The 24,303-nt window shown below is 61.8% G+C and carries 20 protein-coding genes and 1 pseudogene; 4 read left to right on the forward strand and 17 right to left on the reverse strand.

Features of this window, described 5'->3' with window-relative positions; all coding sequences use genetic code 11:
- Nucleotides 1–32 precede the first annotated feature (32 nt).
- The 13 genes from IF654_RS10175 to IF654_RS10235 all read right to left on the reverse strand — a co-directional run bounded on the left by IF654_RS10175 (nt 33) and on the right by IF654_RS10235 (nt 16,514).
- Entirely contained in the window at nt 33–833 is an 801-nt protein-coding gene (locus IF654_RS10175) for an endonuclease/exonuclease/phosphatase family protein (RefSeq protein ID WP_047274894.1), read from the reverse strand.
- A 75-nt stretch (nt 834–908) separates the two neighbouring features.
- The gene (locus IF654_RS10180) at nt 909–1,610 is read right to left on the reverse strand and encodes a glycosyltransferase family 2 protein (protein ID WP_047274892.1); all 702 of its coding nucleotides are present in this window, start codon (nt 1,608–1,610) and stop codon (nt 909–911) included.
- A complete protein-coding gene (locus tag IF654_RS10185) occupies nt 1,607–2,206 on the reverse strand; it encodes an SAM-dependent methyltransferase (RefSeq protein WP_047280332.1) in 600 nt (199 codons plus the stop codon). Before IF654_RS10185 ends, IF654_RS10180 begins: the two co-directional genes overlap by 4 nt.
- A gap of 3 nt (nt 2,207–2,209) precedes the next feature.
- Nucleotides 2,210–2,974 carry a PIG-L deacetylase family protein gene (locus tag IF654_RS10190; RefSeq protein ID WP_047280363.1) on the reverse strand — a complete coding sequence of 255 codons (765 nt, stop codon included), beginning with the start codon at nt 2,972–2,974 and terminating at the stop codon, nt 2,210–2,212.
- Nucleotides 2,971–3,972 (reverse strand): acyl-CoA dehydrogenase family protein, encoded by a 1,002-nt coding sequence (locus IF654_RS10195; RefSeq protein WP_047274888.1) that lies wholly within the window; start codon nt 3,970–3,972, stop codon nt 2,971–2,973. Before IF654_RS10195 ends, IF654_RS10190 begins: the two co-directional genes overlap by 4 nt.
- Nucleotides 3,973–3,974: 2 nt before the next feature.
- Nucleotides 3,975–6,140 (reverse strand): glycogen debranching protein GlgX, encoded by a 2,166-nt coding sequence (gene glgX, locus IF654_RS10200; RefSeq protein WP_047274886.1) that lies wholly within the window; start codon nt 6,138–6,140, stop codon nt 3,975–3,977.
- Nucleotides 6,141–6,260: 120 nt separating this feature from the next.
- Nucleotides 6,261–6,509: a DUF2934 domain-containing protein gene (locus IF654_RS10205; RefSeq protein ID WP_047280330.1), complete on the reverse strand. Its 249-nt coding sequence runs from the start codon at nt 6,507–6,509 to the stop codon at nt 6,261–6,263.
- A gap of 16 nt (nt 6,510–6,525) precedes the next feature.
- Complete coding sequence (locus tag IF654_RS10210) at nt 6,526–9,294, reverse strand: malto-oligosyltrehalose synthase (RefSeq protein WP_095022773.1); 2,769 nt, start codon at nt 9,292–9,294, stop codon at nt 6,526–6,528.
- Nucleotides 9,282–11,372, reverse strand: a complete 2,091-nt coding sequence (malQ, locus tag IF654_RS10215) for a 4-alpha-glucanotransferase (protein WP_094988134.1) — start codon at nt 11,370–11,372, stop codon at nt 9,282–9,284. Before malQ ends, IF654_RS10210 begins: the two co-directional genes overlap by 13 nt.
- Nucleotides 11,365–13,176: a malto-oligosyltrehalose trehalohydrolase gene (gene treZ / locus IF654_RS10220; RefSeq protein WP_083333841.1), complete on the reverse strand. Its 1,812-nt coding sequence runs from the start codon at nt 13,174–13,176 to the stop codon at nt 11,365–11,367. The genes malQ and treZ overlap by 8 nt, the downstream gene beginning before the upstream one ends.
- Nucleotides 13,177–13,192: 16 nt before the next feature.
- The gene (glgA, locus tag IF654_RS10225) at nt 13,193–14,770 is read right to left on the reverse strand and encodes a glycogen synthase GlgA (protein WP_047274879.1); all 1,578 of its coding nucleotides are present in this window, start codon (nt 14,768–14,770) and stop codon (nt 13,193–13,195) included.
- Nucleotides 14,771–15,391: 621 nt separating this feature from the next.
- Nucleotides 15,392–15,838 (reverse strand): DUF411 domain-containing protein, encoded by a 447-nt coding sequence (locus tag IF654_RS10230; RefSeq protein ID WP_047274876.1) that lies wholly within the window; start codon nt 15,836–15,838, stop codon nt 15,392–15,394.
- A 145-nt stretch (nt 15,839–15,983) separates the two neighbouring features.
- Complete coding sequence (locus IF654_RS10235) at nt 15,984–16,514, reverse strand: DUF4946 domain-containing protein (protein WP_094988132.1); 531 nt, start codon at nt 16,512–16,514, stop codon at nt 15,984–15,986.
- A gap of 228 nt (nt 16,515–16,742) precedes the next feature.
- On the opposite strand from IF654_RS10235, the gene IF654_RS10240 reads away from it, so the two are divergent.
- Together IF654_RS10240 and rfaD are read left to right on the forward strand one after the other, a co-directional pair.
- Complete coding sequence (locus IF654_RS10240) at nt 16,743–18,032, forward strand: serine/threonine transporter (protein ID WP_094988131.1); 1,290 nt, start codon at nt 16,743–16,745, stop codon at nt 18,030–18,032.
- 179 nt (nt 18,033–18,211) lie between these two features.
- On the forward strand, nt 18,212–19,204 hold the full coding sequence (gene rfaD / locus IF654_RS10245) for an ADP-glyceromanno-heptose 6-epimerase (RefSeq protein ID WP_094988130.1): 993 nt from the start codon (nt 18,212–18,214) through the stop codon (nt 19,202–19,204).
- Nucleotides 19,205–19,280: 76 nt separating this feature from the next.
- On the opposite strand, the gene tal is transcribed toward rfaD, so the two are convergent.
- The 3 genes from tal to ccoN all read right to left on the reverse strand — a co-directional run bounded on the left by tal (nt 19,281) and on the right by ccoN (nt 22,078).
- Nucleotides 19,281–20,204, reverse strand: a complete 924-nt coding sequence (gene tal, locus IF654_RS10250; RefSeq protein ID WP_094988129.1) for a transaldolase — start codon at nt 20,202–20,204, stop codon at nt 19,281–19,283.
- 161 nt (nt 20,205–20,365) lie between these two features.
- Nucleotides 20,366–20,596 carry a hypothetical protein gene (locus tag IF654_RS10255; RefSeq protein WP_047274864.1) on the reverse strand — a complete coding sequence of 77 codons (231 nt, stop codon included), beginning with the start codon at nt 20,594–20,596 and terminating at the stop codon, nt 20,366–20,368.
- A gap of 54 nt (nt 20,597–20,650) precedes the next feature.
- Nucleotides 20,651–22,078 carry a cytochrome-c oxidase, cbb3-type subunit I gene (ccoN, locus tag IF654_RS10260; RefSeq protein ID WP_047277293.1) on the reverse strand — a complete coding sequence of 476 codons (1,428 nt, stop codon included), beginning with the start codon at nt 22,076–22,078 and terminating at the stop codon, nt 20,651–20,653.
- Nucleotides 22,079–22,424: 346 nt separating this feature from the next.
- Here ccoN and IF654_RS10265 point away from each other — a divergent pair, with 346 nt between their 5' ends.
- Complete coding sequence (locus IF654_RS10265) at nt 22,425–23,093, forward strand: DUF3313 domain-containing protein (RefSeq protein WP_047274862.1); 669 nt, start codon at nt 22,425–22,427, stop codon at nt 23,091–23,093.
- Nucleotides 23,094–23,147: 54 nt separating this feature from the next.
- Here the strand turns inward: IF654_RS10265 and IF654_RS23190 are convergent.
- A pseudogene (locus IF654_RS23190) lies at nt 23,148–23,505 on the reverse strand (DUF1214 domain-containing protein); the annotation flags it as partial.
- 250 nt (nt 23,506–23,755) lie between these two features.
- Between IF654_RS23190 and tpx the strand changes: the two are divergent.
- Nucleotides 23,756–24,256, forward strand: a complete 501-nt coding sequence (tpx, locus tag IF654_RS10275; protein WP_047274860.1) for a thiol peroxidase — start codon at nt 23,756–23,758, stop codon at nt 24,254–24,256.
- Nucleotides 24,257–24,303: the final 47 nt, after the last annotated feature.

The following is a 24,303-nucleotide window of genomic DNA, read 5'->3' on the forward strand; positions in this document are numbered from 1 at the left end:
GGGCACGCCCCGGCAGTGACTAGCGGCAGTGACTACAAATGCACATCGACCGACAACGGCAAATGGTCCGAAAGATGAGTCCAGGGTTTGCCGTCGAGGATTTGCGGGTTGCGGCTGCGGGCATTGCGCAGGTAAATGCGGTCCAGCCTCAGCAGGGGCCAGCGCGCCGGGTAGGTTTTCGCCAGTTTGCCGTGGTGGCGCTCGAAGGCCTCATGCAGGTCGTCTCGCTGCCTGAGGGCGGCGTTGCCTTGCTGTTTCCAGTCGTTGAAGTCCCCGGCGATGATGACCGGGTCTTCGGGCGGCAAGGATTTGAGCAGTTGGTTGAGCAACACAATCTGTAACTGGCGATGACTCTCCAGCAAGCTCAAGTGCACACAAATCGCGTGCACTTGGTCATGGCCGGGTACATCCAGTACGCAGTGCAGCAGGCCGCGGCGTTCCGGGCCGGTGATGGAGACGTCCAGATTGCGCCACGATTTGATCGGGTATTTGGACAGCACGGCATTGCCGTGGTGGCCGTCCGGGTAAACCGCATTGCGACCGTAGGCAAAATCGTTCCACATGCTGTCGGCCAAAAACTCGTACTGCGACATGGCAGGCCATTGGTCGTAGCGCGACGCGTGTTTCTCATGCTCGCCGAGCACTTCCTGCAAAAACACCAGATCGGCCCCGGTGCTGCGCACGGCGTCGCGCAGTTCCGGCAGGATGAAACGTCGATTGAAGGCGGTAAACCCCTTGTGGGTGTTGACGGTCAGCACCTTCATGCGGTGCACGGCAGGCGCTGTCAGCGGAGCAGGGGGTTCAAGGTTGTTACCGGCTATATCGAGGGTCATGGTCTCTCCTGTGCGTGGGGTCACCTGGGTTCGACGCAGGCCGAGACAGACCGTTCGGGTGCGGCACTGCCTTTTTTATAGCGCGTCGGGTCGCGACCCCGCTTGATGTTGGTCATGTTCGGCCACGCTAAGCAGTGACCTTAAGTAATCACCAAAGCCGCCTGCGGCGCGGCAGTCGAGCCGGGCGCTGGTGATGACTTGCGGGCGGTGGCTCCAGGCGATGGACGCGCCGCACGCCTCCAGCTGCTTGACCAGGTGCACATCTTCGTGACACGCCAGCGGCTGGAATCCCCCGGCGCGCCGGTAGGCGTTGGCACTGAAGCCCAGGTTGGCGCCATGGATATGCCGATGGCCGTCCCGTGCTTCATAGGCCGCCTGGTAGCGGGCGCGGGCGGCCTCATCGATGGCGCTGCCCCAGTCTTCGACGGTCACCGTGCCGCACACCGCGTCTTTGCCCAACGCCAACTGCGCCACCAGCCAATCTTCGGCCACGCGGCTGTCGGCATCGGTACACGAGATCCAGCGTGCGCCGCGTTCCAGCAGCCATTGCGCACCGGCGCCACGGGCGGCGCCCACGTTGCGGGCATTAATCGCCAGCACGTCGACGTCGTATTGCGCCGCAATGTCGGCCGACAGGTCGTCGCAACTGTCGAGCACCACCAGCACGCGCACCGGTTCTGCCTTGAGCTGCGGATGACGGCTGGCGCTGAGCACGGCATGCAGGCAATGGGCAATCAGTGCCTGTTCGTTATGCGCGGGAATCAGCACGCCGATCATCGCAATCCCTCCAGGCTGGCTACAGACATAGGGTCGCGGCCCCACACTTCAAGGATGAAATCGTCTTCAACGTGCTGCGCCAGTCGCGGCCAGCCCAATGCGTTGTGGAGCAGGGCGTGCACCTCGTCACCGGTGAGCGTGCAGCCTTCGATGGCCGGTCGCCAGTGACAGGCCAGCAGTTGGCCGTCGGGGGCCAGGCTGAGCAGCGCCAGTTCGATCAACTCTTCCAGCGCTTTAGGGTCCAGGTAATACGCCACTTCGCTGATGACGATCAGGTCGAAGCGGCGCTCGGGCCACTGTTCAGGCACGCGGCTTTTGCGCACTTCAACGTTGGGGCAGTCGCTCAGACGCTGGCGCGCCAGTTCCACGGCCTTGGCCGAGGTGTCGCACGCCAGCAGCCAGTCGGTACGCTGCGCCAGCCCGGCGCTTAACTCGCCATTGGCGCAGCCCACCTCGAAAATCGCCGGGTAATGCTGGCGCGGCAGGCTGGCCAGGGTGATGGCGCGCTTGCGTTGTTCATACCAACGCTCGCGAAAGGCCCACGGGTCATTGTTGTGGGCGTAGAGCTGATCAAAAAAAGCAGTCGAGACACTCATGGTTCATCCCTGTACAAAAACAACTTCATAGGGTTGCAGCAACCGTTCCAGCGCCAGTGCGCCGAGTACCGGCCCGGCACCGGTGCTCGGGTCTTCGTGGATCTGGCTGGTGAAGGCCTGCGCGGCATAGCGTTTGCGCGCTACCGCGTGGGCGCTGAGGTCGAGGCGTCGAGCCCGTTCCCACGGCACGCGCGGGTCGTCGTCATGCGCCCAGTGCCAGGTCCAGATCGGCAGTTCATGCACGCAGGCGCCCACGTTGGCCGCCGCTTGGCGGCTGGCGCGGCCGACGGCGTCGTGATCGCAGTGGCCATCGCGGCACCACGTGCTGAACACCACATCGTCGGGTTTAAGGTGCTGTTCGATAAAGGCGGTGAGCAACGCTTCATCGGCCGCCACCTGGCTGTCAGCAAAACCGCCCCGGACCCAGTGCAGTTCAGTCACCGGCAGGCCCAGGCGGGTCAAGGCTTCTTCCGACTCGAGGGCACGTTGGTACGCCAAATCGCACGCGGGCCATAAGCTGGAGCCGGGATGGCTGGCGGTGCCATCCGTGACCGAGATCAGCAACAGCGGGCGGTTGAGGGTGTTGATCAATTGCAGCAGGCCGCCGGTGCCCAACACTTCGTCATCCGGGTGAGGGGCGACGATGACCGCCCGCGAGCCTTGCGGCACCAGTTCGGTCACCTCCACCGACGGCAAATTGGCCAGCCGTTGAGAGTCGCGCCAGTGTTGCAGCGGTGTGCCGCTGCCCACAATCAGGTTTTCTTTCATAGGGGCCAGTGCCTCCGAGGCGTTTGCGCGGCCCATTCGCCCAAGGCTTCCAGGTCGCGTTCAGCATGACTTTGGCGCAGGTAAACCGGCAGGTCAGCGCTCAGACGGGCAAAGTGCGGGTCTTTGCAAAACGGCCCGGCCCCCAGTGCGCGGCCGACGTGGCGAAGCACCTGTTCGGCAACGTCTTCGACCTGCGCCCGGGTTTGCCGGGCCAGTGCCTGACAGTCGGCGGTGGGCGCTTCGTCCAGCTGCCCTGCGCACACGATAAGGGTGTTGCGTGCCCCGAACAGCGCCGCCTGCACCGCGCCCAAATGCGCCAGTGCATGGGGTTCGGCGCGTTGGGCAGCGTGTTGTTGCAGGGACTCGCCCAGCCGGTACGCCGCGCCATACCAGCACGCGGCAATGCCGATGGCGCCCTGCCAAAAGCCGGGGCGACGCAAATAGTCGCCGGGTTGCCCCACGCGGGTGCAGGGCACCTGCTCAAACAGAATGTCGACACTGGCCGTCGCCGCCATGCCCACGGCTTCCCAGCCTTCACTGGAAACGCTGACCCCCGGCTGTTGCATGTCGACCGCCACCAGTTGCTGGCCGCCTTGTTCATCCCAGACCGTGAGCAACCCGTGGCTGACCACGCCTGCCCCCGAGCACCAGGCTTTACGCCCGCTGATCCGCCAGTGGCCGTTGACCTCGCGCAGGTGCACGCGGGCGTTGGGCGGCTCGGCGGCCCACAGGCCCCACGTGCTGCCGGGAGGCACCGGCCGGGCGCCCAGTTCACGCAGCGTGGCCAGTGCATCGGTGTGGCCTTCGTACACTTTGCACAGCCCCAGGTCATGCCCGGCCACCAGCGCCAGTTGCTGCCAGCGTTGCAGGGTCAATCCGCTGCCGGGCAGGGGTAATTGATCCAGCCCGGCCTCGACCATGTGCCGCAAGCACTGCCCCAGTGCCTGCGGGGTGTTCAGGGGCGAGGCACAATCTTCGAGAAAATCATGCAGATTCATGGTCAGCCCGCGTCCTTGAGATGCTCCAGTTCGAACAGCGCCACCGAACGGCCGTTAACGCCGTACGTGCTGCCGAACGCCAGGGTGTGCGGGCTCTTGAAGTCCGGGTCGAAGGTGTCGAACTTGCAGATCCAGCCTGTGCCTTCGGGCACGTGGGGCAAGATGAAGTCCACGCCGTCGTGCTGGGCGTTGAACGCGATCAGCAACGTGGCATCGGCGCCTGAGCGCTGGACCCCGGACACCTGCGCCCGGCCGTCGAGCAGCATGCCGAAACTGCGGCTTTGCGGGTCTTCCCACTGTTCGATGGACATTTCATTGCCATCCGGGGCCAGCCACGTGACGTCCTTGACCCCCAGCTCCTCGTTGTAATGCCCCACCAGAAAGCGGCCACGGCGCAGGATCGGGTAGCTGTTGCGCAATTTGATCAGGCGCTTGACGAACTTGAGCAGCGACTTGCCGTCCTCGTCCAGGTCCCAGTTGATCCAGCCGATTTCGCTGTCCTGACAGTAGGCGTTGTTATTGCCGTGCTGGGTCCGGGCGAATTCATCCCCGGCGACGATCATCGGTGTGCCTTGGGCCAGCAGCAGGGTGGCAAAGAAGTTGCGCATCTGGCGCAGGCGCAGGGCATTGATTTCGGGGTCGTCGGTCGGCCCTTCGACGCCGTGGTTCCATGACAGGTTGTTGTTGCTGCCGTCCTGGTTGTTTTCGTCGTTGGCTTCGTTGTGCTTGTCGTTGTAGGACACCAGGTCGTGCAACGTGAAGCCATCGTGGGCGGTGATGAAGTTGACCGAGGAATAAGGCCGCCGTCCGCGCTGGTTGTACAGCTCGCCGGAGGCGGTCATGCGTGCCGCGAAGTCGGCCAGTTGCCCGTCATCGCCTTTCCAGAAGGCCCGCACGGTGTCGCGAAAGCGGTCGTTCCACTCGGCCCAGCCCGGCGGGAAGCCCCCGACCTGGTAGCCGCCGGGGCCGCAGTCCCAGGGTTCTGCGATCATTTTCACTTGCCGCAGCAACGGGTCCTGACGGCAGGCCACGAGGAAACTGTGCCGCTCGTTAAAACCGTCGTGGTAGCGGCCCAGAATCGTGGCCAGGTCAAAGCGGAACCCGTCGACATGCATCTCATGGGCCCAATAGCGCAGCGAGTCGGTGACCATTTGCAGCACGCACGGGTGGCTCAGGTCCAGCGTGTTGCCGGTGCCGGAATCGTTGATGTAGTAGCGCTTGTCGTCTGGCATCAGGCGGTAGTACGACGCGTTGTCGATGCCGCGCATGGACAGGGTCGGGCCTTGCTCGTTGCCCTCGGCGGTGTGGTTGTAGACCACGTCCAGAATCACCTCGAGCCCGGCCTCGTGCAGGTGCGCGACCATTTCCTTGAATTCGGCAATCTTGCCGCTGGCCAGGTAGCGCGGGTCGGGGGCGAAGAACGCCAGGCTGTTGTAGCCCCAGTAGTTGGTCATGCCCTTTTGCAGCAGGTGCTGGTCGTTGACGAACGCATGCACCGGCAGCAGCTCGACGCTGGTGACCCCGAGTTTGCGAATGTGCTCGATCACCTCGTCTACCATCAACCCGGCAAAGGTGCCGCGCACGGCGTCCGGCACGTCGGGGTGGCGCATGCTGATGCCGCGCACGTGGGTTTCATAAAAGATGGTTTTGTCCCACGGCACGATCAGGCGGTGGTCGTGGCCCCAGGTATGGGCCGGGTCGATGACCTTGCATTTGGGCACGAACGGCGCGCTGTCGCGTTCATCGAAGCTCAAATCGCCGTCCGGGTGGCCGATGGTGTAGCCGAACAGGGCTTCTGACCACTTGAGTTCGCCCACCAGTTGTTTGGCGTAGGGGTCGATCAGCAATTTGTTGTGGTTGAAGCGATGGCCGTTTTGCGGGTCATACGGGCCGTAGACCCGGTAGCCGTAGATTTGGCCGGGGTGCGCATCGGGCAAATACCCGTGGTAGGTCTCGTCGGTGTACTCCGGCAGTTCGATGCGTTCGAGTTCCACTTCACCGGTTTCATCAAACAGGCACAGCTCGACCTTGGTGGCGTTGGCCGAAAAAATCGCGAAGTTAACACCTAGCCCGTCCCATGTGGCGCCGAGCGGGAAGGGCAGGCCCTCCCTGAGGCGTGAGGGTTCAACGTCCGGTGTAACGGGTGGGGCTGACTTGCGCTTGGTCATAGTGACTCCTGGCTGTATCGAGGGCTTCACAAACGGCAGGCAAAGCGCGGCCGTCAGGCATTACGGTCCTGTTAAAAACGGGGTGCGGTGCGGTGCGTCAGGGCGTGACGCACCGGGCAGTCAAGACGCGGGCTTGCGCGGTGCGCGCGGTTTTTTCGCCGCGGGCTCTTTAGCGGCCGGTTTCACGCTGGCGGCCGGGGCTGCCTTGGGTTTGGCTTTGCTGGCGGCGGCTTTTTTAGGGGCCAGCGCTTCGGCCTGGGCCAGCGTGTGGGCCATTTCCCAGTGACGTGCTTCCTGACCTTCGGGTTTGCCTTCGGATTCCCAGATCTGGTAGGCAAATTCACGAATGCGTTTGTCGTCGTTATTCATCGCAAAGCTCCTGGAATCAAGTGGTGATCATGAGGTTGACGGGGAACGAACCGAGAGCGTCGCTGACCCTTATCGCCTTATTGTTAGTGACTACGGGGTGCGCAAAAAATCCATTTAATTTGTGCTCAGTTCCGTCGAACGGTAATTCGAGGCGGGTATCTGCCCATTCACGTGGATTAATCCACGGCAAAGGGTTGTTTTGCAGCAGTGGAGCACTCAAACGGGGGATCACCACCACGGCCCATTGACCTTGCCACTCACGCGCAAACGCCAGCACCCGATCGGCATGGGGGCCGGTCACGTGCAACGGCTCATAACGCCCGCGTGCGAACAACATCGGGTGTTCAGCGCGCATGGCCAGGGTGCGGGCGATCACGGCCTGTTTGATCGCACCGTTGCGCCAGTCATCGAGCAGCGCAGGCGCAGGCGCGTGGATGTCCAGCTGTTGCTGGCGCAAGGCGAAGTCCACGGGGCGGCGGTTGTCGGGGTCAACCAGGCTGAAGTCCCAGAACTCGGTGCCTTGATAGAGGTCCGGCACGCCCGGCGTGGTCAGTTTGAGCACGCATTGCGCCAAGCTGTTCAGGGCGCCAGCCGGAGCCAACTGTTCACTGAAGGCATGAATCTCGGCGCGCAGGGCGGCGCCTTGGGGATGTAATAGCAGCTGTTCAATGAAGGCCTGAACCGCTTGCTCGTAAGCCTCGTTGGGCGCGGCCCATTGGGTGTCGAGTTTGGCCTCGCGCAGGGCCTTGAGCTGCCATTGCCACACCCGTTCGTTGTAGTGCGCCAAGCCGTGCGGGTCATCGGGTGATAGTGTCAGTGGCCAGGTCGACAGCAGAATCTGGTAGAGCAGCAACTCATCGCCCGCCGATGGCCCTTCGCGGTGGCTGCGCAGGGCGCGGGCCATCGGGCGCCAGCGCGCAATGCACCGGGCGTAGTCGGCGCTCTTTTCGCTGATCACCGCCAGCCGTGCGCGGCAGTCTTCGCCACGTTTGTGGTCGTGGGTGGCCGTGGCCAACAGATTGTCGGGAAAATGCAGCAGGCGCTCGGCACAGGTCTGGTGAAAGACCTGCGCCGGGGCGCTGAAGCGTTCGGCATCAAAGCCCACATCGTTACGCGAGAGCAGCGCCCCATAGCGGTAGAACGCGGTGTCTTCCACCGCCTTGGCAGCGGTGGGTGAGGTGAGTTGTTGAAAACGCACGCAGGCGCGCTTGAGCAATTTGCGCGAGCGCCCGTAAGGCCGGGTGCGCCAGTTATCGCCCCCCAACCAGCGTTGCAAGGACTCCAGCACCGGCCAGTCGGCTTCGCTCAGGTCATTGCGGGCGCCCTCCATGGCGCGGCGAAACACCTCGTCATCGGCCGCCCTGCGCCCGGCGGCGTTGATGTAGGTGCGGTACACGCTGAAATGCACCACCAGCGCTTGCAACGCACGGGTAATGGCGCCCAGCGTCAGGTCGCGGGTCATCAGGTCGTCACGGGCCACGTCACGCAGGGCCAGGGCGACGCGGTCGCAATCGCCCGCCAGCGAACCGTTGAGGATCTGTTGCCGGGCCAGCAGCGCCTGCTCGCGGAAGTCGCCGGGGCGCTCGCTGTGCTCGGCCCAAAGGCTGGCCAGCGGCGCGGCGCCTGCGGGGTCGTGTTGTAACAGCGAGACCTGGTCCATGAACTCGTAGCCGGTGGTGCCGTCAACCTGCCAGTCATCGGGCAGGGATTCTTCGGCCCCCAGGATTTTTTCGACATAGATCGGCACGTGGCGGTCCGGTGCGAGGGCATCCACGCGGCGTCTTAACTTGCGGCAGTAGCCACGGGGATCGGCCAGACCGTCCACGTGGTCGATGCGCAAACCGTCCACCAGCCCGTCGCGGATCAGGTCGAAGATCTTCTGATGGGTGGCTTCAAACACGCGGGGCCGCTCGACCCGCAGCCCGGCCAGTTCGTTGACATCGAAAAACCGCCGCCAGTTGATGTCGTCGGCAGCCGTGCGCCAACTGGCCAGCCGATAAGACTGACGTTCGAGCAGGGCGTGCAGGCGTTCCAGGCCGCTGGGGTGGCGCGCATCGAAACACGTCAGTTGCTGTTCAATGGCGGCCAGCACCGCAGGTCGGGCACTGAGCGCGGCCAGCTCCGCATGCAGCGGCGCCGCGTGCTCCCGTGGGTGGGGCAGCGGGTGCAGCGCGGTAAATCGTTCGCCAAGAAATTGCAGGTCGGGCTGGCCGCTGATGTGCAGCAAGAAGCCATAATCCAGCGGGCAAATCGGGAAGTGGTGATGACCGTGCTCGGTGTAGAAGCGGCCCAACTGCGCGTCGTAACGCAAGGGCAGTTCCCCGGCTTTTAACGTGGCGCCGTAGTCGTTACCCAAAAAGGGCAGCAGCAATTGCCCTTCGAGCAAGGGGTCGGGGGAATGCCACTGGATGTCGAAAAACTCCGCGTAGGGGCTGGCGCGCCCCCAGGCCAGCAGGTCCAGCCACCACGGGTTATCAGCACCGCCCACCGCCATGTGGTTGGACACCACATCGAGGATCAGCCCCATGTCATGGGCGCGCAGCTCGGCCACCAGGCGCCGCAGCGCGGCTTCACCACCGAGCGCCGGGCTGACGCGGGTCGGGTCGACCACGTCGTAGCCGTGCATCGACCCGTCCCGCGCCGTCAGCAACGGCGAAGCGTAGAGGTGGCTGATGCCCATGCGCGCAAAGTACGGCACCTGCAGGCGCGCATCGTCCAGGGTGAAACCTGTGTGAAATTGCAGACGCTGGGTGGCGCGCAGAATCGGTGTGCTCAGTGTGTGCATTCATCACGCTCCTGCGCCTGCAGGCGCGCACAGGCCAGCAGCTCAAGGCGGCGGGCGACCTGGGGAAGGTCGAGCAAGGCAGCACACTCGACCGGCAGGCGTCGTCGCCAGTTGGGGTGAGTGCCCACGGTGCCCGGCAGGTTGGCTTGCTCCAGCACGCCCAGCGCATCCTCGACAGGCAGCAACACCAGAGGCGCATGGGTGTGGCCCAAAAAGCGTGCGCTGGCGTTGAGCACCTGATCGGCGCCGGTGGCTTCCTCCTGAAAATTCTGCGGATCGAGGCTCAGCGCGTGATGCAGACCGTTGCGCTCGTGGGCACGGTTGTCGCGCCAATGGTCTTCGGTGTCGGCGTCCACCAGCCCCAGTTGTGCGTTCCAGTCGATGTCCCGTTCATGCCACCAGCCATTGAGGGTCGGCAGATCATGGGTGCTGGTGGTGGCCAGTGCCGTGTCGGGCCATTCCAGCACTGGCCTGAAGCGGGCGCCGTAATCCTGTTCAAACAACAGGATGCGCATGCCGAGGATGGCGCGTTCGCTGAGCTTGTCGCGCAAGCCTTCAGGCACCGTGCCCAAGTCTTCACCGAGGACAATCGCGCGATGGCGCAATGACTCCAGGGCCAGCAGGCGCAGCAGGTCTTCAACCGGGTAATACAAATAAGCACCGTCTGCCGGGGTTGCCCCCAGGGGAATCACCCACAGCCGTTGCAAGCCCATGACGTGGTCGATGCGCAGGCCACCCGCGTGGGCAAAGTTGGCCCGTAGCATTTCGATGAACGCACGAAAGCCGTTGCGCTTGAGGCCGTCCGGTGAGAATGCCGAAATGCCCCAGCCCTGACCCTGGCGGTTAAGCAGGTCGGGCGGGGCGCCCACGGTGAGTTGCGACAGCAGTTCGTCCTGTCGGCACCAAGCCTGACTGCCGGCGCCATCTGCGCCGACGGCCAGGTCAGCGATCAGGCCCACGGCCATGCCGCTGTCGCGCGCCGCTTTGTGGGCCTTGGCCAGGCAGCGTGCGACCAGCCATTGGCAAAACGCGTAAAAGCCGATGTCGTGGCGGTGTTCTTCAGCAAACAGCAACAGGGCAGGGCTGTTGGGGTCACGCCACTGTTCGGGCCACTCGCGCCAGTCCTGGCTCAGTTGCTCGCTGCGCCGCTGAACCTGCAAGGCTTCGAAGCGGCAGTGGTTTTCCAGTGATTCGCCGCCGCTGTCGCAAAAGGCGTTGAAATCCTCTCGCAGCGGCTGCTCGCCCACCACGAATTCTTCGTAGAGTGCGCGTAGCAAGGTTTGCCGGGCACGGGTGGCGGCGGGCCAGTCGATCAGCGGCAGGTGTTCCAGGCGCTGCCATTCTTCGCGCAGGCCGCTGTCATCAATGGCCTGCTGTACCACGCTGTCGCCCAGCACGCTGGCCGGGGCGGCATAGAGATAGTTGAGGAACAAACGGCTGGAGGGTGAATACGGGCTGTAGCGGTCGGGGTCGCAACTGAACATGGCGTGCATCGGGCTGATGGCCAGTGCATCGGCCCCCCGTTCTCCGGCGGCCTTGGCGAAGGTTTCCAGCGCCTGGGTGTCGCCCAGTCCACCGTCGCCCGGTCTTACAAGGCTGTATAGCTGCGTGCTTAAGCCCCAAGTGCGCGGCGTATCGCTGTCCGTCGCATCTGCGATGCTGTAACAGCGTGCGGGGGCGACGGCCAGCGTGAAGTGTTGTTCCCCGATTTGCGCCCGGTGATAGCCCACCGGGATCATGCCCGGCAGGTAGGCGTCGGCGTCCAGCTCAATGTCCAGCGAGCCGCCGGTTTCGAGGTGAACCACGCATTGGCTGTGCGGGTGAAAGTAGCGGGTCAGGTCCAGGCTGCGGCCCACGTCGGCGGTCAGCAGGGGCGGCAGGCGCTTGTTTTGCTGTTCCAGTTGCAGGTTGAGCAGGCTTGTTTCGATGGCTTCGTCGCTGTCGGCGGGCAAGCCCAACCCGGCGAGCACCGCCCGCAGCACAGGGGGTGAAACCCGCTGCGGGGTGCCGTTGGCATCTACCCAGTCCACGGCCAGTCCGGCACGGCTCGCCAGTATTTCCAGTTGCGCGTCACTCATGGGCGCTCTCCATCAAGGGCGAAAGGGTCGGTGGCGGCACCAGGCTGACTAGCGCGCTGTAAGGCACCAGCCGCTGATGCTGTTGCACGTCGAGGGTCATATCGGGTGGGGTCTGGAACAGGACCGGTTGGGCAAGTGGCGCCACAAAAGGCACGCTCTGCCCGCTCAGGTTCACGGTGATGTGCAGCACACTGGCATCGCCCAGACGCCAACTGGCGGTGACGGCGCCTTCGGCCAGCACTTTGCTGCCCAAGGCCTGCGAACCTTCAAGGCGCGGCACGATCTGTTGCTGGCGCAGTGCTAGCAGGTGCTGGTACAGCGTGAGCATCTCGCGCCGCGGACCACGCTCCGGCACCCGAAAATCCGGGCGCGAGCGGGCAAAGGTTTCAGGGGCGTTCGGGTCGGCCACGGTCGAATGCGCGTCAGGCGAGGCGAAGGTGCTGAACTCGGCAAATTCCTTGCGTCGGCCTTCACGCACGGCGTCGGCCAGTTCGCCGGTGTAATCGGTGAAAAACAGAAACGGCTCGGGCGCCGCGCTTTCATCCCCCATAAAGAACAAGGGGATCATCGGCGACAACAGCAGCAAGGCGGTGGCAGCCCGCAAGGCCTGGGGCGCACACAAATGGTGCAAACGCTCGCCCGCTGCACGATTACCGATCTGATCGTGGTTCTGCAAGAACAGCACAAACGCGCTGGGCGGAAGATGACCGCTGGGTTCACCGCGCGCCACCCCGTGTCGGTTGTCTTCGCCCTGGAACACAAAACCCTGGCTCAGGCAGCGCGCCAGTTTTTGCGTGGGGTTGTCGGCGAACTCCGCGTAATAGGCGTCTGTTTCGCCGGTCAGCAACACATGCAAGGTGTTATGGCCGTCATCATTCCATTGCGCGTCAAAGGATTTTTCCAGCAGGCCCGCCTGATTGAACTCGTTTTCCAGGGTCAGCCACACATGGCGGTCCGGCGCGGTGTGGCGCCGTACCTGATGGGCTAACTGATGCAAGAACGCCGGGTCGTCAATGGCGTGTACGGCATCCAGGCGCAAACCGTCGAAGCGGTACTCCAACAACCACATCAAGGCATTGTCGATGAAGAAGTCGCGCACCGGCGGGCGTTGGTAATCGATCGCGGCGCCCCACGGGGTGTGGCTGTCTTTACGAAAAAAGGGGCTGGCATAGCGCGACAGGTAATTACCTTCCGGCCCGAAGTGGTTGTAGACCACGTCCAGCATCACCATCAACCCCAGGCCATGGGCGTCGTCGATTAATTGCTTGAGGGCTTGCGGCGAACCGTAGCTGTCGTGGGGCGCATACAGCAGGGCACCGTCATAGCCCCAGTTGCGTTGGCCCTGACATTGGGCCAGCGGCATCAACTCGATGGCGGTCACCCCCATCTCAGCCAGCCGGGGCAGGTGCCGGGCCACATTGGCATAGCCGCCCATGGCGCCGACGTGAACCTCATAAATCACCGCTTCCTGCCACGGGCGGCCTTTCCAGTGAGGATGGCGCCAGTGATAGTCCCGAGGGTCGACCACCACGCTCCAGCCTGCCAGCCCGCCGTCCTGCGCCCGTGACGCCGGATCGGGCACCTCGAGTTCGCCGTCAATATTGAAGCGATAACGTGTGCCGGCCGGGCACGGGATTTCCAGTGCAAACCAGCCATCGGCTTGCGGAATGAGGGGCAGGGAGCGGCCGTCGCGCAGCTCCAGGCTCACGTAAAAGGCATCGGGCGCCCACAAAGTGAAGCGCGTGTGATGCGCGTCCAGTCGCTGAGCACCATGGGAGCCGTGTTCCACGGTTTTTAAAGGCATCGGTACACGCCTCGGGTCAGGGTTTGCCGGCTCTGCTCAGGGATTTGACCACCAGTTGTTCATAAAGATGGGCGTAGGGTTCCACGGCCTGACACCAGTTGAAGGGGGCCGACATGGCGCGGCAGCGCATGGCGTTCAGCAGGTCGGGGAAGGCGAAAACCTTGAAAGCGCGGCTCAATGCCTGCTCGTAGCTGTCTACGGTGGATTCGTTAAACAGAAAGCCGGTGATGCCATCTTCAATGGTGTCGGCCAGCCCGCCGGTGTTGCGCGCCACGGGCAATGAGCCATAGCGTTGCGCGTACATTTGACTCAGGCCGCAAGGTTCATAGCGCGAAGGCATCAACAGGAAGTCACTGCCAGCGAACATGCGTCGGGCGTCGGTTTCATTGAAGCCGATGCGCACGCCGATCTGGCCGGGGAAGCGCAAGGCCAGCTCGCGCATGGCTTGCTCTTCTTCAGGTTCGCCACGGCCAATGATTGCGATTTGCCCACCGTTGGCCACGATGTAGGCGGCCACGCCTTGCGTGAGGTCCAGGCCTTTTTGGTACACCAGGCGCGAGACCACGGCAAACAGCGGGCCTTTGGACGGGGCCAGGCCAAACAGGCTGCGCACGTGATCGGCGTTGGTGGCCTTGCCTTGCCATTCACCGAGGGAGAACGGTGCTATCAGGTGCGGGTCGCTGGACGCTTCCCAGCTTTCATCGATGCCATTCGGGATGCCGCTGAGCAGGCCTTGCTGGGTCTTGCTGTGCAAAAAGCCGTCCAGCCCGCAGCCAAAGGCCGGGGTGGTGATCTCTTGCGCGTAGGTGGCGCTGACGGTGGTGATGTGGCTTGAATAGGCCATACCCGCCTTGAGAAACGACAACTTGCCGTAGAACTCCATGCCTTCCTGTTGCAGGGCGTGGGACGGGATGCCCAGTTCCGGGCAGCAAGCAAGGCTGACCACGCCCTGATAGGCGAGGTTGTGAATGGTGAACAGCGTCGGCGTGCGCTGGCCGCGCCAGTGCATGTACGCCGGGGCCAGACCTGCGGGCCAGTCGTGGGCGTGCACCAGGTCGGGCTGCCAGTGAATTTGCGCCAGGTTGGCGGCGATATCGGCCGCCGCCAGCCCTAACCGGGCAAAGCGGATGTGGTTGTCGGGCCAGTCGCGGCCATTGTTGGCGCCATAGGGCGTGCCTTCGCGCTCATACAGCTCGGGGCAGATCAATACGTAGATCACCAGCCCGTCCTTGAGGTCCATGCGCCCGATCTTGCACGGTGGCAGCGCGGCATGGCCGCCCAATTCGCCAATCACGTGGATCGGGTTGTCGCTGTTCATCACCTGCGGATAGCCCGGAATCAACACACGGACATCGTGCAAGTGGCGCATGGCGCGTGGCAATGCCGCTGAAACATCCCCCAAACCGCCGGTTTTTACCAGATCAGCCAGCTCGGAGGTCACAAACAGGACTTTCTTTTTATTCGGGTTGATCGGGAGCGCTTCTGCGATCGGTACGGCTACTTTGCCAGCCGGTGTCCGGGTGGCACCGGCTATCACCTCATTGACCAGCGTATTCAGGCAATTCTGTGGGTTTGTCGCAGCAGCACTGATCATGGTGTTCTCCCGTTATCTTTATTGATCTGCCCCGACCCCTGGTCGGGTTCTTACTCACTTCCTGTGGGCAGGCACAACACTGCTTGGTGTATCGCGTGGTAATGCGCAAAGGGTGAGGAGGGCGTTGCAAGGATTGAACCAAGAATCGACGACCCTACTGTTAAGCTGACCCGGTGCAATTGCAGAAGGTTCGTTTTTTTTAGCGTTAAACATCAGAAGGATTTACGAAGCCATGAGTGTAGGAGAGAAGCCGGATTGCGGACGTCTAAGTCATGGATAATGCGTAGGAAATTTATCTCCAATTGCGTCAGATCAATCTTCGCTGATGGCGCGCTTGCCATCGGGCAAACCGGTAGGCGCGAGGCAGCCGGATTAGAAGCAGTGTGCTCGTGGTTTTTTCACGTAGATGGCAGTAGATCGATGCAGAACTCAATCGTATCGTGCGATATGGGCTTATCGACTGCCGATAGGTGTAGTTCTACCAAGGAACGCGGGGGAGGGCCAACCGGGGGTTAGAACGATTTGGAATGAGCCAGAACCGGGTGTTTTAACGCCGACGGTTCGCCAGCCCGCCGTGACTGGCTTCATGCCTTGAAGCGTACGCGGGCTGGCTTTTCAGGGTCAGTTACCGGGGTACTCGGCAACGACCACATCTCGACCTTCTTGGGTCAGGCCGATCACCTGGTAGGCGTCTTTGCGATCGCCCATCTCCATACCGGGAGAGCCGATCGGCATGCCGGGAACGGCAATCCCTTTCAAGTCGTCGCGCCGGGTCAAGGCAACCACCTGGTCGGCGGGCACGTGGCCTTCGACGAATTTGCCGTTAATCACGCCGGTGTGGCACGAGGCCAGTCGGGGCTGAACGCCGAGGCGCTGCTTGACGCTGCTCATGTCGGCTTCGACATGGTCATTGACCTTGAAGCCGTTCGCCTGCAGATGTGAAATCCAGGTTTTGCAGCAGCCACAATTGGCATCGCGGTGAACATCAATGGTCAGGGGTTCGGCGGCGTGGGCCATGCCGCTCAGTAACAGGGCCGAGAGTGCGGCAACGCGCAGTGGGGTTTTCATTGAGGTCCTCTTCAGCTTAAAGGCGCAGATGCAGCCTTGAGAAAATGTCAGCCTGACCGACACCTGCTGTCAGTCAACTGATGGCTGGATGACAGTTTTGTCAGGTTGGGGAGGGTTGCCAGGGATTCAAGGTGCCAGGCGCCGTTTATTGACTGAACCGCAGGCTGCCGCGAATCCCTTGCACTTGTGGTTCGGTGGCTTTATAGCCGTCGGCGGGGCCTGCGTAAGACAGCGCGTAGGCGTGCGCCTCGCGGGTCGCGGCCACCAGCGTCTGGGTGATGACGTGGTTGCCGTTCTGGGTGATTTTGCAGGTGGTTTCGAGTGCCTTGAGGCCGCCCAGCGTGCTCGGGTGGATCTTGTTGCAGGCGCTTTGGTAGCCGCCCTTGGCGAAGTTTTGCTGCAGGGTTTTACGCATTTGCAGCAAAACGGCCTCCATGTTGACCTGGTGCTCGGGCGCCAAGGTGGTCTGGGTCAGTTCCATCACCATCAGCGGGTCGCCGTTGGCGTCGTTCTTCACGGCGCGCTGGCGCTGGCCGTTGTCGTCCGGGGCGGGCGGCACGTCTTGAACCTCCCAGCCGACGGGCCAGGTGATGAGCGTTGCGTCGGCCAGGGCGGCAGGCACAGTGAGGGCGCAGATGAGTCCGATCAGCGCTGTGCAGCGGTGCGAGACAGTCATGGGAGGACAGGCCTTATGGGCGTAGGTTGAGTCAGCGGAGTGTATCAATAGGTGTCTGAAGATGGCTTTGGCCTAGCAAATGTTTTTTACCTTTGCTCAGCTAAACCTTTGCTTCTTATGTCTAATCCCGGACAATCGCGCCCTTCTTATGGCTGGGGCGTTGTCTGTAAGGTGTGTTTTGTCCGCCCCGGCCGCGTGGTAACGACCGGCTAGCGGAGATTCGACCGGATGAATGACCAGGCTAATAGCGTCGACGATTGTTTCGACGAGACACCCGCGACGCTCACTCGCTGGAACCGCCAAGACACCACCTGGATGCTGGGCCTGTTCGGCACAGCGATTGGCGCAGGCACACTGTTTTTACCGATCAACGCTGGGCTGGGCGGTTTCTGGCCGTTGTTGATTTTGGCGTTGCTCGCGTTCCCGATGACCTTTTACGCCCACCGGGGCCTGACCCGTTTTGTCCTCTCCGGGCGCGAAGGTTCTGACATCACGGACGTGGTCGAGGAACACTTCGGTCTCAAGGCCGGTGCAGTGATTACGCTGCTGTACTTCCTGGCCATCTTCCCGATTTTGCTCATCTACAGCGTGGCGCTGACCAACACGGTCGGCAGTTTCATGCTCAACCAACTGTCGATTACGCCGCCACCCCGGGCGATTCTGTCGCTGGTGCTGATCCTCGGGCTGCTGGTGGTGGTGCGTTGCGGCGAGCAAGTGATCGTCAAGGCCATGAGCATGATGGTTTACCCGTTCATCGTGGCGCTGCTGTTTTTGGCGGTGTTCCTGATCCCGCACTGGAACGGCGGCATTCTCACCACGGCCAGCACACTGCCGCAGCCTTCGGCGTTTCTGCATACGCTGTGGCTGGCGATTCCGGTGATGGTGTTTTCGTTTAACCATTCTCCGATCATCTCGGCCTTTGCCGTCGACCAGAAGCGCCGCTACGGCGACAACGCCGATGAGCGCAGCTCGCAGATCCTGTCCCGTGCGCATCTGCTGATGGTGGTCATGGTGCTGTTCTTTGTCTTTAGCTGCGTGCTGACCCTGACCCCGGCGCAACTGGCCGAAGCCAAGGCGCAAAACCTGTCGATCCTGTCGTACCTGGCCAACCACTTCAGCAACCCAACCATCGCGTTCGCTGCGCCGCTGATTGCCTTCGTGGCCATTGCCAAGTCGTTCCTCGGGCACTACATCGGGGCCAGCGAAGGCTTGAAAGGCCTGGTGCTGAAAACCGGCAAGCGTCCGGCAGCCAAAACCCTGGACCGCATGACCGCCGCCTTCATGCTGATCGTGTGCTGGGTCGTGGCGACCCTTAACCCAAGCATCCTGGGCATGATCGAAACCATGGGCGGCCCGGTGATCGCGGCCATCCTGTTCCTGATGCCGATGTATGCCATCCGCCGCGTGCCAGCCATGCGTCAATACTCGGGCACGATCTCCAACGTGTTCGTCACCGTGATCGGGCTGGTGGCCATCTCCTCGCTGGTCTATTCCCTGGCGCAAACCTTTCTCGCCTGAGTGGCGCTGTTGTCACTGCGTACGCGCGCAGTGACACCCCTTGAGCACCGCGACGGCGCCTTCAGCGCGCCGTCGATCCCTTCGGGTCTGCGCGCTTGAAAAAGCCTTGACCCGCATCAATGTCGGACCTGCAAACACGCCTAGGCTGAAACCTTTCATGCATCGGCAGGAGGTCCTGGATGAGCATCATCGTGACCGGGGCTGCGGGTTTTATCGGCAGCAACCTGGTGAAGGCGCTGAACGGTCGCGGCGAACGCGACATCATTGCGGTGGACGACCTGACTGACGGCGATAAATGCCGCAATCTGGCCGACTGTGATATTGCGGATTACTTCGACAAACGTGACTTCGTGCAGCGGTTTGCGGATCGCCAGTTGGGCGATATCCGTGCCGTTTTGCATCAGGGCGCTTGTTCCAGCACCGTGGAGCGTGACGGTCGTTTCATGATGGAGAACAACTACCGCTACAGCTGTGCGTTATTGCAGGCCTGTCAGGACCAGTCGATCCCGCTGATTTATGCCTCGTCGGCGGCGGTCTATGGCGCCCATCGAGATTTTCGCGAGGTGCGCGAGTGCGAGCGGCCGCTCAACGTGTATGCCTGGTCCAAAAGCCTGTTTGATCAGAAGGTGCGCCAGCTACTGCCCAAGGCGCGCAGTCAGGTGGTGGGCTTGCGGTACTTCAATGTGTACGGCCTGCGCGAACAGCACAAAGGGCGCATGGCGTCGATGGTCTGGCATTGCTTTAACCAGTACCGCGAGCGGGGCTACGTCGAGTTGTTTGGCGAATATGGCGACTACCCGGCGGGCGGGCATCTGCGCGACTTTGTGTCAGTCGAGGATGTGGTCAACGTCAATCTTCACTGGCTGGACAACCCCCACGTCAGCGGTATTTTCAACGTCGGCAGCGGGCGGCCGAGGGCGTTTAATGCGTTGGCGCTGGCTACCATCAATGAAGTGCGGGCGGCAGAAGGCCGTCCACCGCTGACCTTGGAGACCGCGTTACTGGAAGGGGTGATTCATTACGTTGAGTTCCCGGACAGCTTGAAGGGCAAATATCAGGTGTATACCTGTGCCGATCTCACTCAGCTGCGTGAGGCGGGCTACCGAGCGCCGATGCTGGGGCTGGAGGAGGGCGTGAGCCGGTACGTCAGGGGGTTGCTGGAGCGCTGTTGAGTCGTTGAGCGCGCAGCGTGGCAGCGACTGCCTGATCGGATCGTCGCTGCCGCCGGATGGGATCGATGTCGGCGGGTTACTTGACCGACAACAGGGCTTCCAGTTTTTCCTGATCGCGGGCGAACTGACGAATGCCCTCGGCCAGTTTCTCGGTGGCCATGGCGTCTTCGTTGGAGGCCCAGCGGAACTGCGCTTCGTTGAGGATCTGGCGCGGCTCGCCCGCATTGCCCGGGCTCAGTTTGCGTTCCAGCGGGCCGTCTTCCTGCGCGAGTTTTTCAATTAGGTCGGGGCTGATGGTCAGACGGTCGCAGCCCGCCAATTGCTCGATCTGGTTGAGGTTGCGGAAGCTCGCGCCCATGACCACGGTCTTGTAGTCATTGGCTTTGTAGTAGTTGTAGATGCGGGTTACCGATTGCACGCCCGGATCTTCGGCGCCGGTGTAGTCGATGCCGGTGGACTTTTTGTACCAGTCGTAGATGCGGCCCACGAACGGAGAGATCAGAAACACCCCTGCGTCGGCACAGGCGGCTGCCTGGGCAAACGAGAACAGCAGGGTCAGGTTGGTTTGAATGCCTGCCTTCTCCAGTTTCTCGGCGGCGCGGATCCCTTCCCAGGTCGATGCCAGCTTGATCAGCACGCGGTCACGGCCCACGCCTGCTTTGTCATACAGATCGATCAACTGGTTGGCTTTTTGCAGCAAGGCCGGTTCGTCAAACGACAGGCGGGCATCGACTTCTGTCGAGATGCGCCCCGGAATCACTTTCAAGATACCGCTACCCACAGACACCGCGAAGTGATCGCAGGCCAGGCCGACATCGCCCTTGGCGTGGCTGATGGCGTTTTGCAAAAGTTCGGCATAGCCCGGCATCGCGGCCGCTTTGAGCAGCAGCGACGGGTTGGTGGTGGCGTCGACGGGTTTAAGGCGGGTAATCGCGTCGAGGTCGCCGGTGTCTGCGACCACGGTGGTGAACTGCTTGAGTTGTTCCAGCTTGGAAGTCATGGGCGTGCTCTGTCCGAAAAAGTGTAATGGCTGTACAGATTGAGTGCGTCGTCGATCAAAAGTTCGCAAAACATCAGGTCTGGCAGAATGCCGCCGATGACCCGGGTTATGCAACCAATGTCTGCGCTCAAGCGCCTTTACAGGTGTTCGCAACCCGCGTTTTAGAGCTTCAGGGTGCCCCAGCCTGGCGGGCGCACGGCTTCGTCGCTGACCTGTACCGCCTCAATGGTCTTGCCCGTGGCTTGTTCGACCCGGCGCGCCACCTCGGGGTCGTCCGCGAACGGGATCAGGCTGGCGTCATCGATATCGCGCTCGGTCTGATGCTTGAGGCACCAGCTGATTGAGAAGTAGAGGCTGGTCACAGCCAGCATGTTCAGGGCTATTTCTATCATGGTCACGGCTCCGTGCCCGTGGCGGCGCACACCCGCAGGTGTGCGCCGCGCAGGTCAGGCGATTTGCGCCGAGAGTTCGGCTTTTTTGAAGTCAGGGACGCGAACGGTGCGCCACACGTTGTAAGCCATTAGCAACATGCCCGTCAGGAAGAATATTCCGCCCACCAGGCGCACCACGAAGCCCGGGTGGCTGGCTTGCAGCGACTCCACAAACGAGTAGGTCAAGGTGCCGTCATCGTTGATCGCCCGCCACATCAGGCCCTGGGTAATGCCGTTGACCCACATCGAGGCGATGTACAGCACGGTGCCGATCGTGGCCAGCCAGAAGTGCAGGTTGATCAGCGCCACGCTGTGCATCTGCTCACGGCCATAGAGTTTGGGGATCATGTGATAGACCGCGCCAAAGGTAATCATCGCCACCCAGCCCAGCGCCCCGGCGTGCACGTGGCCAATGGTCCAGTCAGTGTAGTGAGACAGGGCGTTGACGGTCTTGATCGCCATCATCGGACCTTCAAAGGTCGACATGCCGTAGAACGCCAGTGACAGCACCAGAAAGCGCAGGATCGGGTCGGTGCGCAACTTATGCCAGGCGCCCGACAGGGTCATCATGCCGTTGATCATGCCGCCCCAGCTCGGCGCCAGCAGAATGATCGACATGGCCATGCCCAGCGACTGGGCCCAGTCGGGCAGGGCGGTGTAGTGCAAGTGGTGCGGGCCGGCCCAGATGTACAGCGTAATCAGTGCCCAGAAATGCACGATAGACAGGCGATACGAGTAGATCGGACGTCCGACTTGTTTCGGAACGAAGTAGTACATCATTCCGAGGAACCCGGTGGTCAGGAAGAAGCCCACGGCGTTATGCCCGTACCACCACTGCACCATGGCGTCTGTGGCGCCGGAGTACACGGGGTAGGACTTGAACCAGTCCACGGGAATGGCCAGGTGGTTGACCACGTGCAGCATGGCAATCACCAGAATGAAGGCGCCAAAGAACCAGTTGCCGACATAAATGTGCTTGGTCTTGCGCTGCACCACCGTGGTGAAGAACACGATGGCGTAGGCCACCCACACCACCGTCATCCACACCGCACCGGTGAACTCGATCTCGGCGTATTCCTTGGTCGTGGTGTAACCCAGCGGCAGGGTGACCAGCATGATGACGATCACTGACTGCCAGCCCCAGAACGTGAAGGCCGCGAGTTTGTCGCTGAACAGCCGCACCTGACAGGTGCGCTGCACGGCGTAGTAACTGGCGGCAAACTGCGCGCTGCCGGCAAAGCCGAAAATCACCAGGCTGGTGTGCAGCGGTCGCAAGCGGCCGAAGGTGGTCCAGGGCAGGTCGAGGTTCATGGCGGGCCAGGCCAGTTGAGACGCGATCCATACGCCCATGGCCATGCCGATGACGCCCCACACCACGGTCATGATGGTGAACTGGCGGACGACCTTATAGTTATAGGCCTGCCCGTTTAGTGCTGTGCTCATGCTCAAGTCTTCCACGGTTCAAAGTCCTGCCAGACCACGTGGTCTGGCGCAGGGTGAACTGTAGGAACCCACTGCAGAACAAAACAGATCCAGAAAAAGTTAAATACTACGGATCAGATTAAAAGGCGTTTTATTGGGCTTTTGTGTGTATCTGATCTGCTTTTCAGGCGTCATAACCTGTTCATACTGCCTCTGCGCTGTATTGACGCAGGCCGCGCGTGACGCTTTTTCGAAGGCAGATTCCCCCTCGGCATTAAAAGCGTGCAAATGAACGACGCTTTTCCATGGCTTGGCTATACCTAAAACACCGTACGCATGCGGTGGCGCTTTCTACAGGAGTTTGACAATGAAGTTTGGCTTAATGATCGGTACGCTGTGCCTGGCCTCGATCGGGCTGGTCGGTTGTTCAAGCAATGTCACGCAGCCGGATGAGTATTCCGGTTTTTTGAAAGACTACAGCCGGCTCAAGGAAGCCAAATCGCCTTCGGGTGCGGACGTGATGCGTTGGGTTGATCCCCAGTTGAAGGCTGGCCAGTACACCGCCGTGTACATCGAGCCGAGCCAGTTCTACCCGGCCCCCAAGCCCACCGCCAAAATCCCGCAAAGCACACTCACGGCCATCACCCATTACTACGATCAGGCCCTCAAGCGTGAATTGGGCAAATCGTTGCCTCTGGCCAGCGCGCCCGGTCCGGGTGTGATCGTGGTACGCCCGGCGATCACGGCGGTCAGCAGCCAGACGCAAAGCCTCAAGCCGTATGAGTACATTCCGGTGGCGTTGGTGGCTGCGGCAGTGAGCACGGCTTCGGGTATTCGCGATCAGGAAACCGACTTGGCCACCGAAGCCGTGTTCATCGACGGCGGTTCGCAAAAAGTCGTGGCGCAGGTGGTGCGCAAAGGCACCGGCAAACCGCTGGAAAACGACAGTCAGGTGATGAAGGCCGATGACGTGAAAAACGTTATTGATGGCTGGGCCTCGGACTTGCACCAGTCATATTTGAAACTCAAGAAGTAAGGCGGCGTAAGGGGGGCGGCGTCCCCCCCTTACGTTGTACGCGGGCTATCGAGGTCACGGCACCCGCGTAATGTCATCGAGCTTCCAGCTTTTATCGAAATACGCTTCAGTCGGGGCATACAAACGGAAGTAACTGAACCAGTGCTTGCCCGGCACGGTTTGCACCCAGTTGCTTTCCAGGCCCGCAGGCGCGGTGGGGCCGAAATACAGGTCCACCGAACCGTCCGGGTTCTGTTTGAGCTGCTGGCGCGTTCGCCGCCGTCGAGCCAATCGCCGTGGTTGTCCGTGTCAGCCCCCAAATAGGTTTGGCCCAGCCCGGGGGTTTGGACACCCTGCCTTTGGTGTTGAGCACCGTGTCCCAGCGCCGATCCGGCCCGTACTGCGCCTGCGGGAAACGTTTGGCGAAGGCATTCAAGCAGTGTCCCAAGACGCTAGCAGCAGATCGCCACTTAGCCAGTGGGCTTAGCGGATTTGTAGGGGATTTGCGCGACCGTTCTCAGTCTGTGCGCTATGCCCCTGACCTGTAGGGATTGGTCAACGATTTATCAGGAATCGTCTTTTTGTGATGGGCCGCATGAGATTTTGCAAGTGGGGCATAGGTCGATGGAATGTTTCGTGTTTAACTTCGGCCTCTTCAAAAACAGTCAAGAAGGACATCGTTCATGGCTCAAGTGACGCTTAAAGGCAATCCTGTTCAAGTTAACGGCCAGCTGCCAGCTGTAGGCTCCAAGGCACCTGCGTTCTCGCTGGTGGCGGGTGATTTGTCCGATGTAACGCTGGCAAGCTTTGCCGGCAAGCGCAAAGTGCTGAACATCTTCCCAAGCGTTGACACCCCGACCTGCGCCACGTCGGTGCGCACGTTCAACACCAAGGCCAATGAGATCGCCAACACGGTCGTGCTGTGCATCTCCGCCGACCTGCCATTTGCGCAGGCGCGTTTCTGCGGTGCAGAAGGCCTGGAAAACGTTAAAAACCTGTCGACCCTGCGTGGCGCAGAGTTCATTCAGAACTACGGTGTGGCCATTGCTGACGGCCCGCTCAAAGGCCTGACGGCCCGTGCCGTTGTGGTGCTGGACGAAAACGACAATGTGTTGCACAGCGAGCTGGTCAACGAAATCGCTAATGAGCCGGACTACGAAGCAGCGCTGGCTGTTCTGAAGTAAGGTCACACCTGCAACGCAAAACGGCCTGGCAGTCACTGTCAGGCCGT

Source organism: Pseudomonas lundensis (assembly GCF_015377145.2).
Lineage (GTDB): Bacteria > Pseudomonadota > Gammaproteobacteria > Pseudomonadales > Pseudomonadaceae > Aquipseudomonas > Aquipseudomonas lundensis.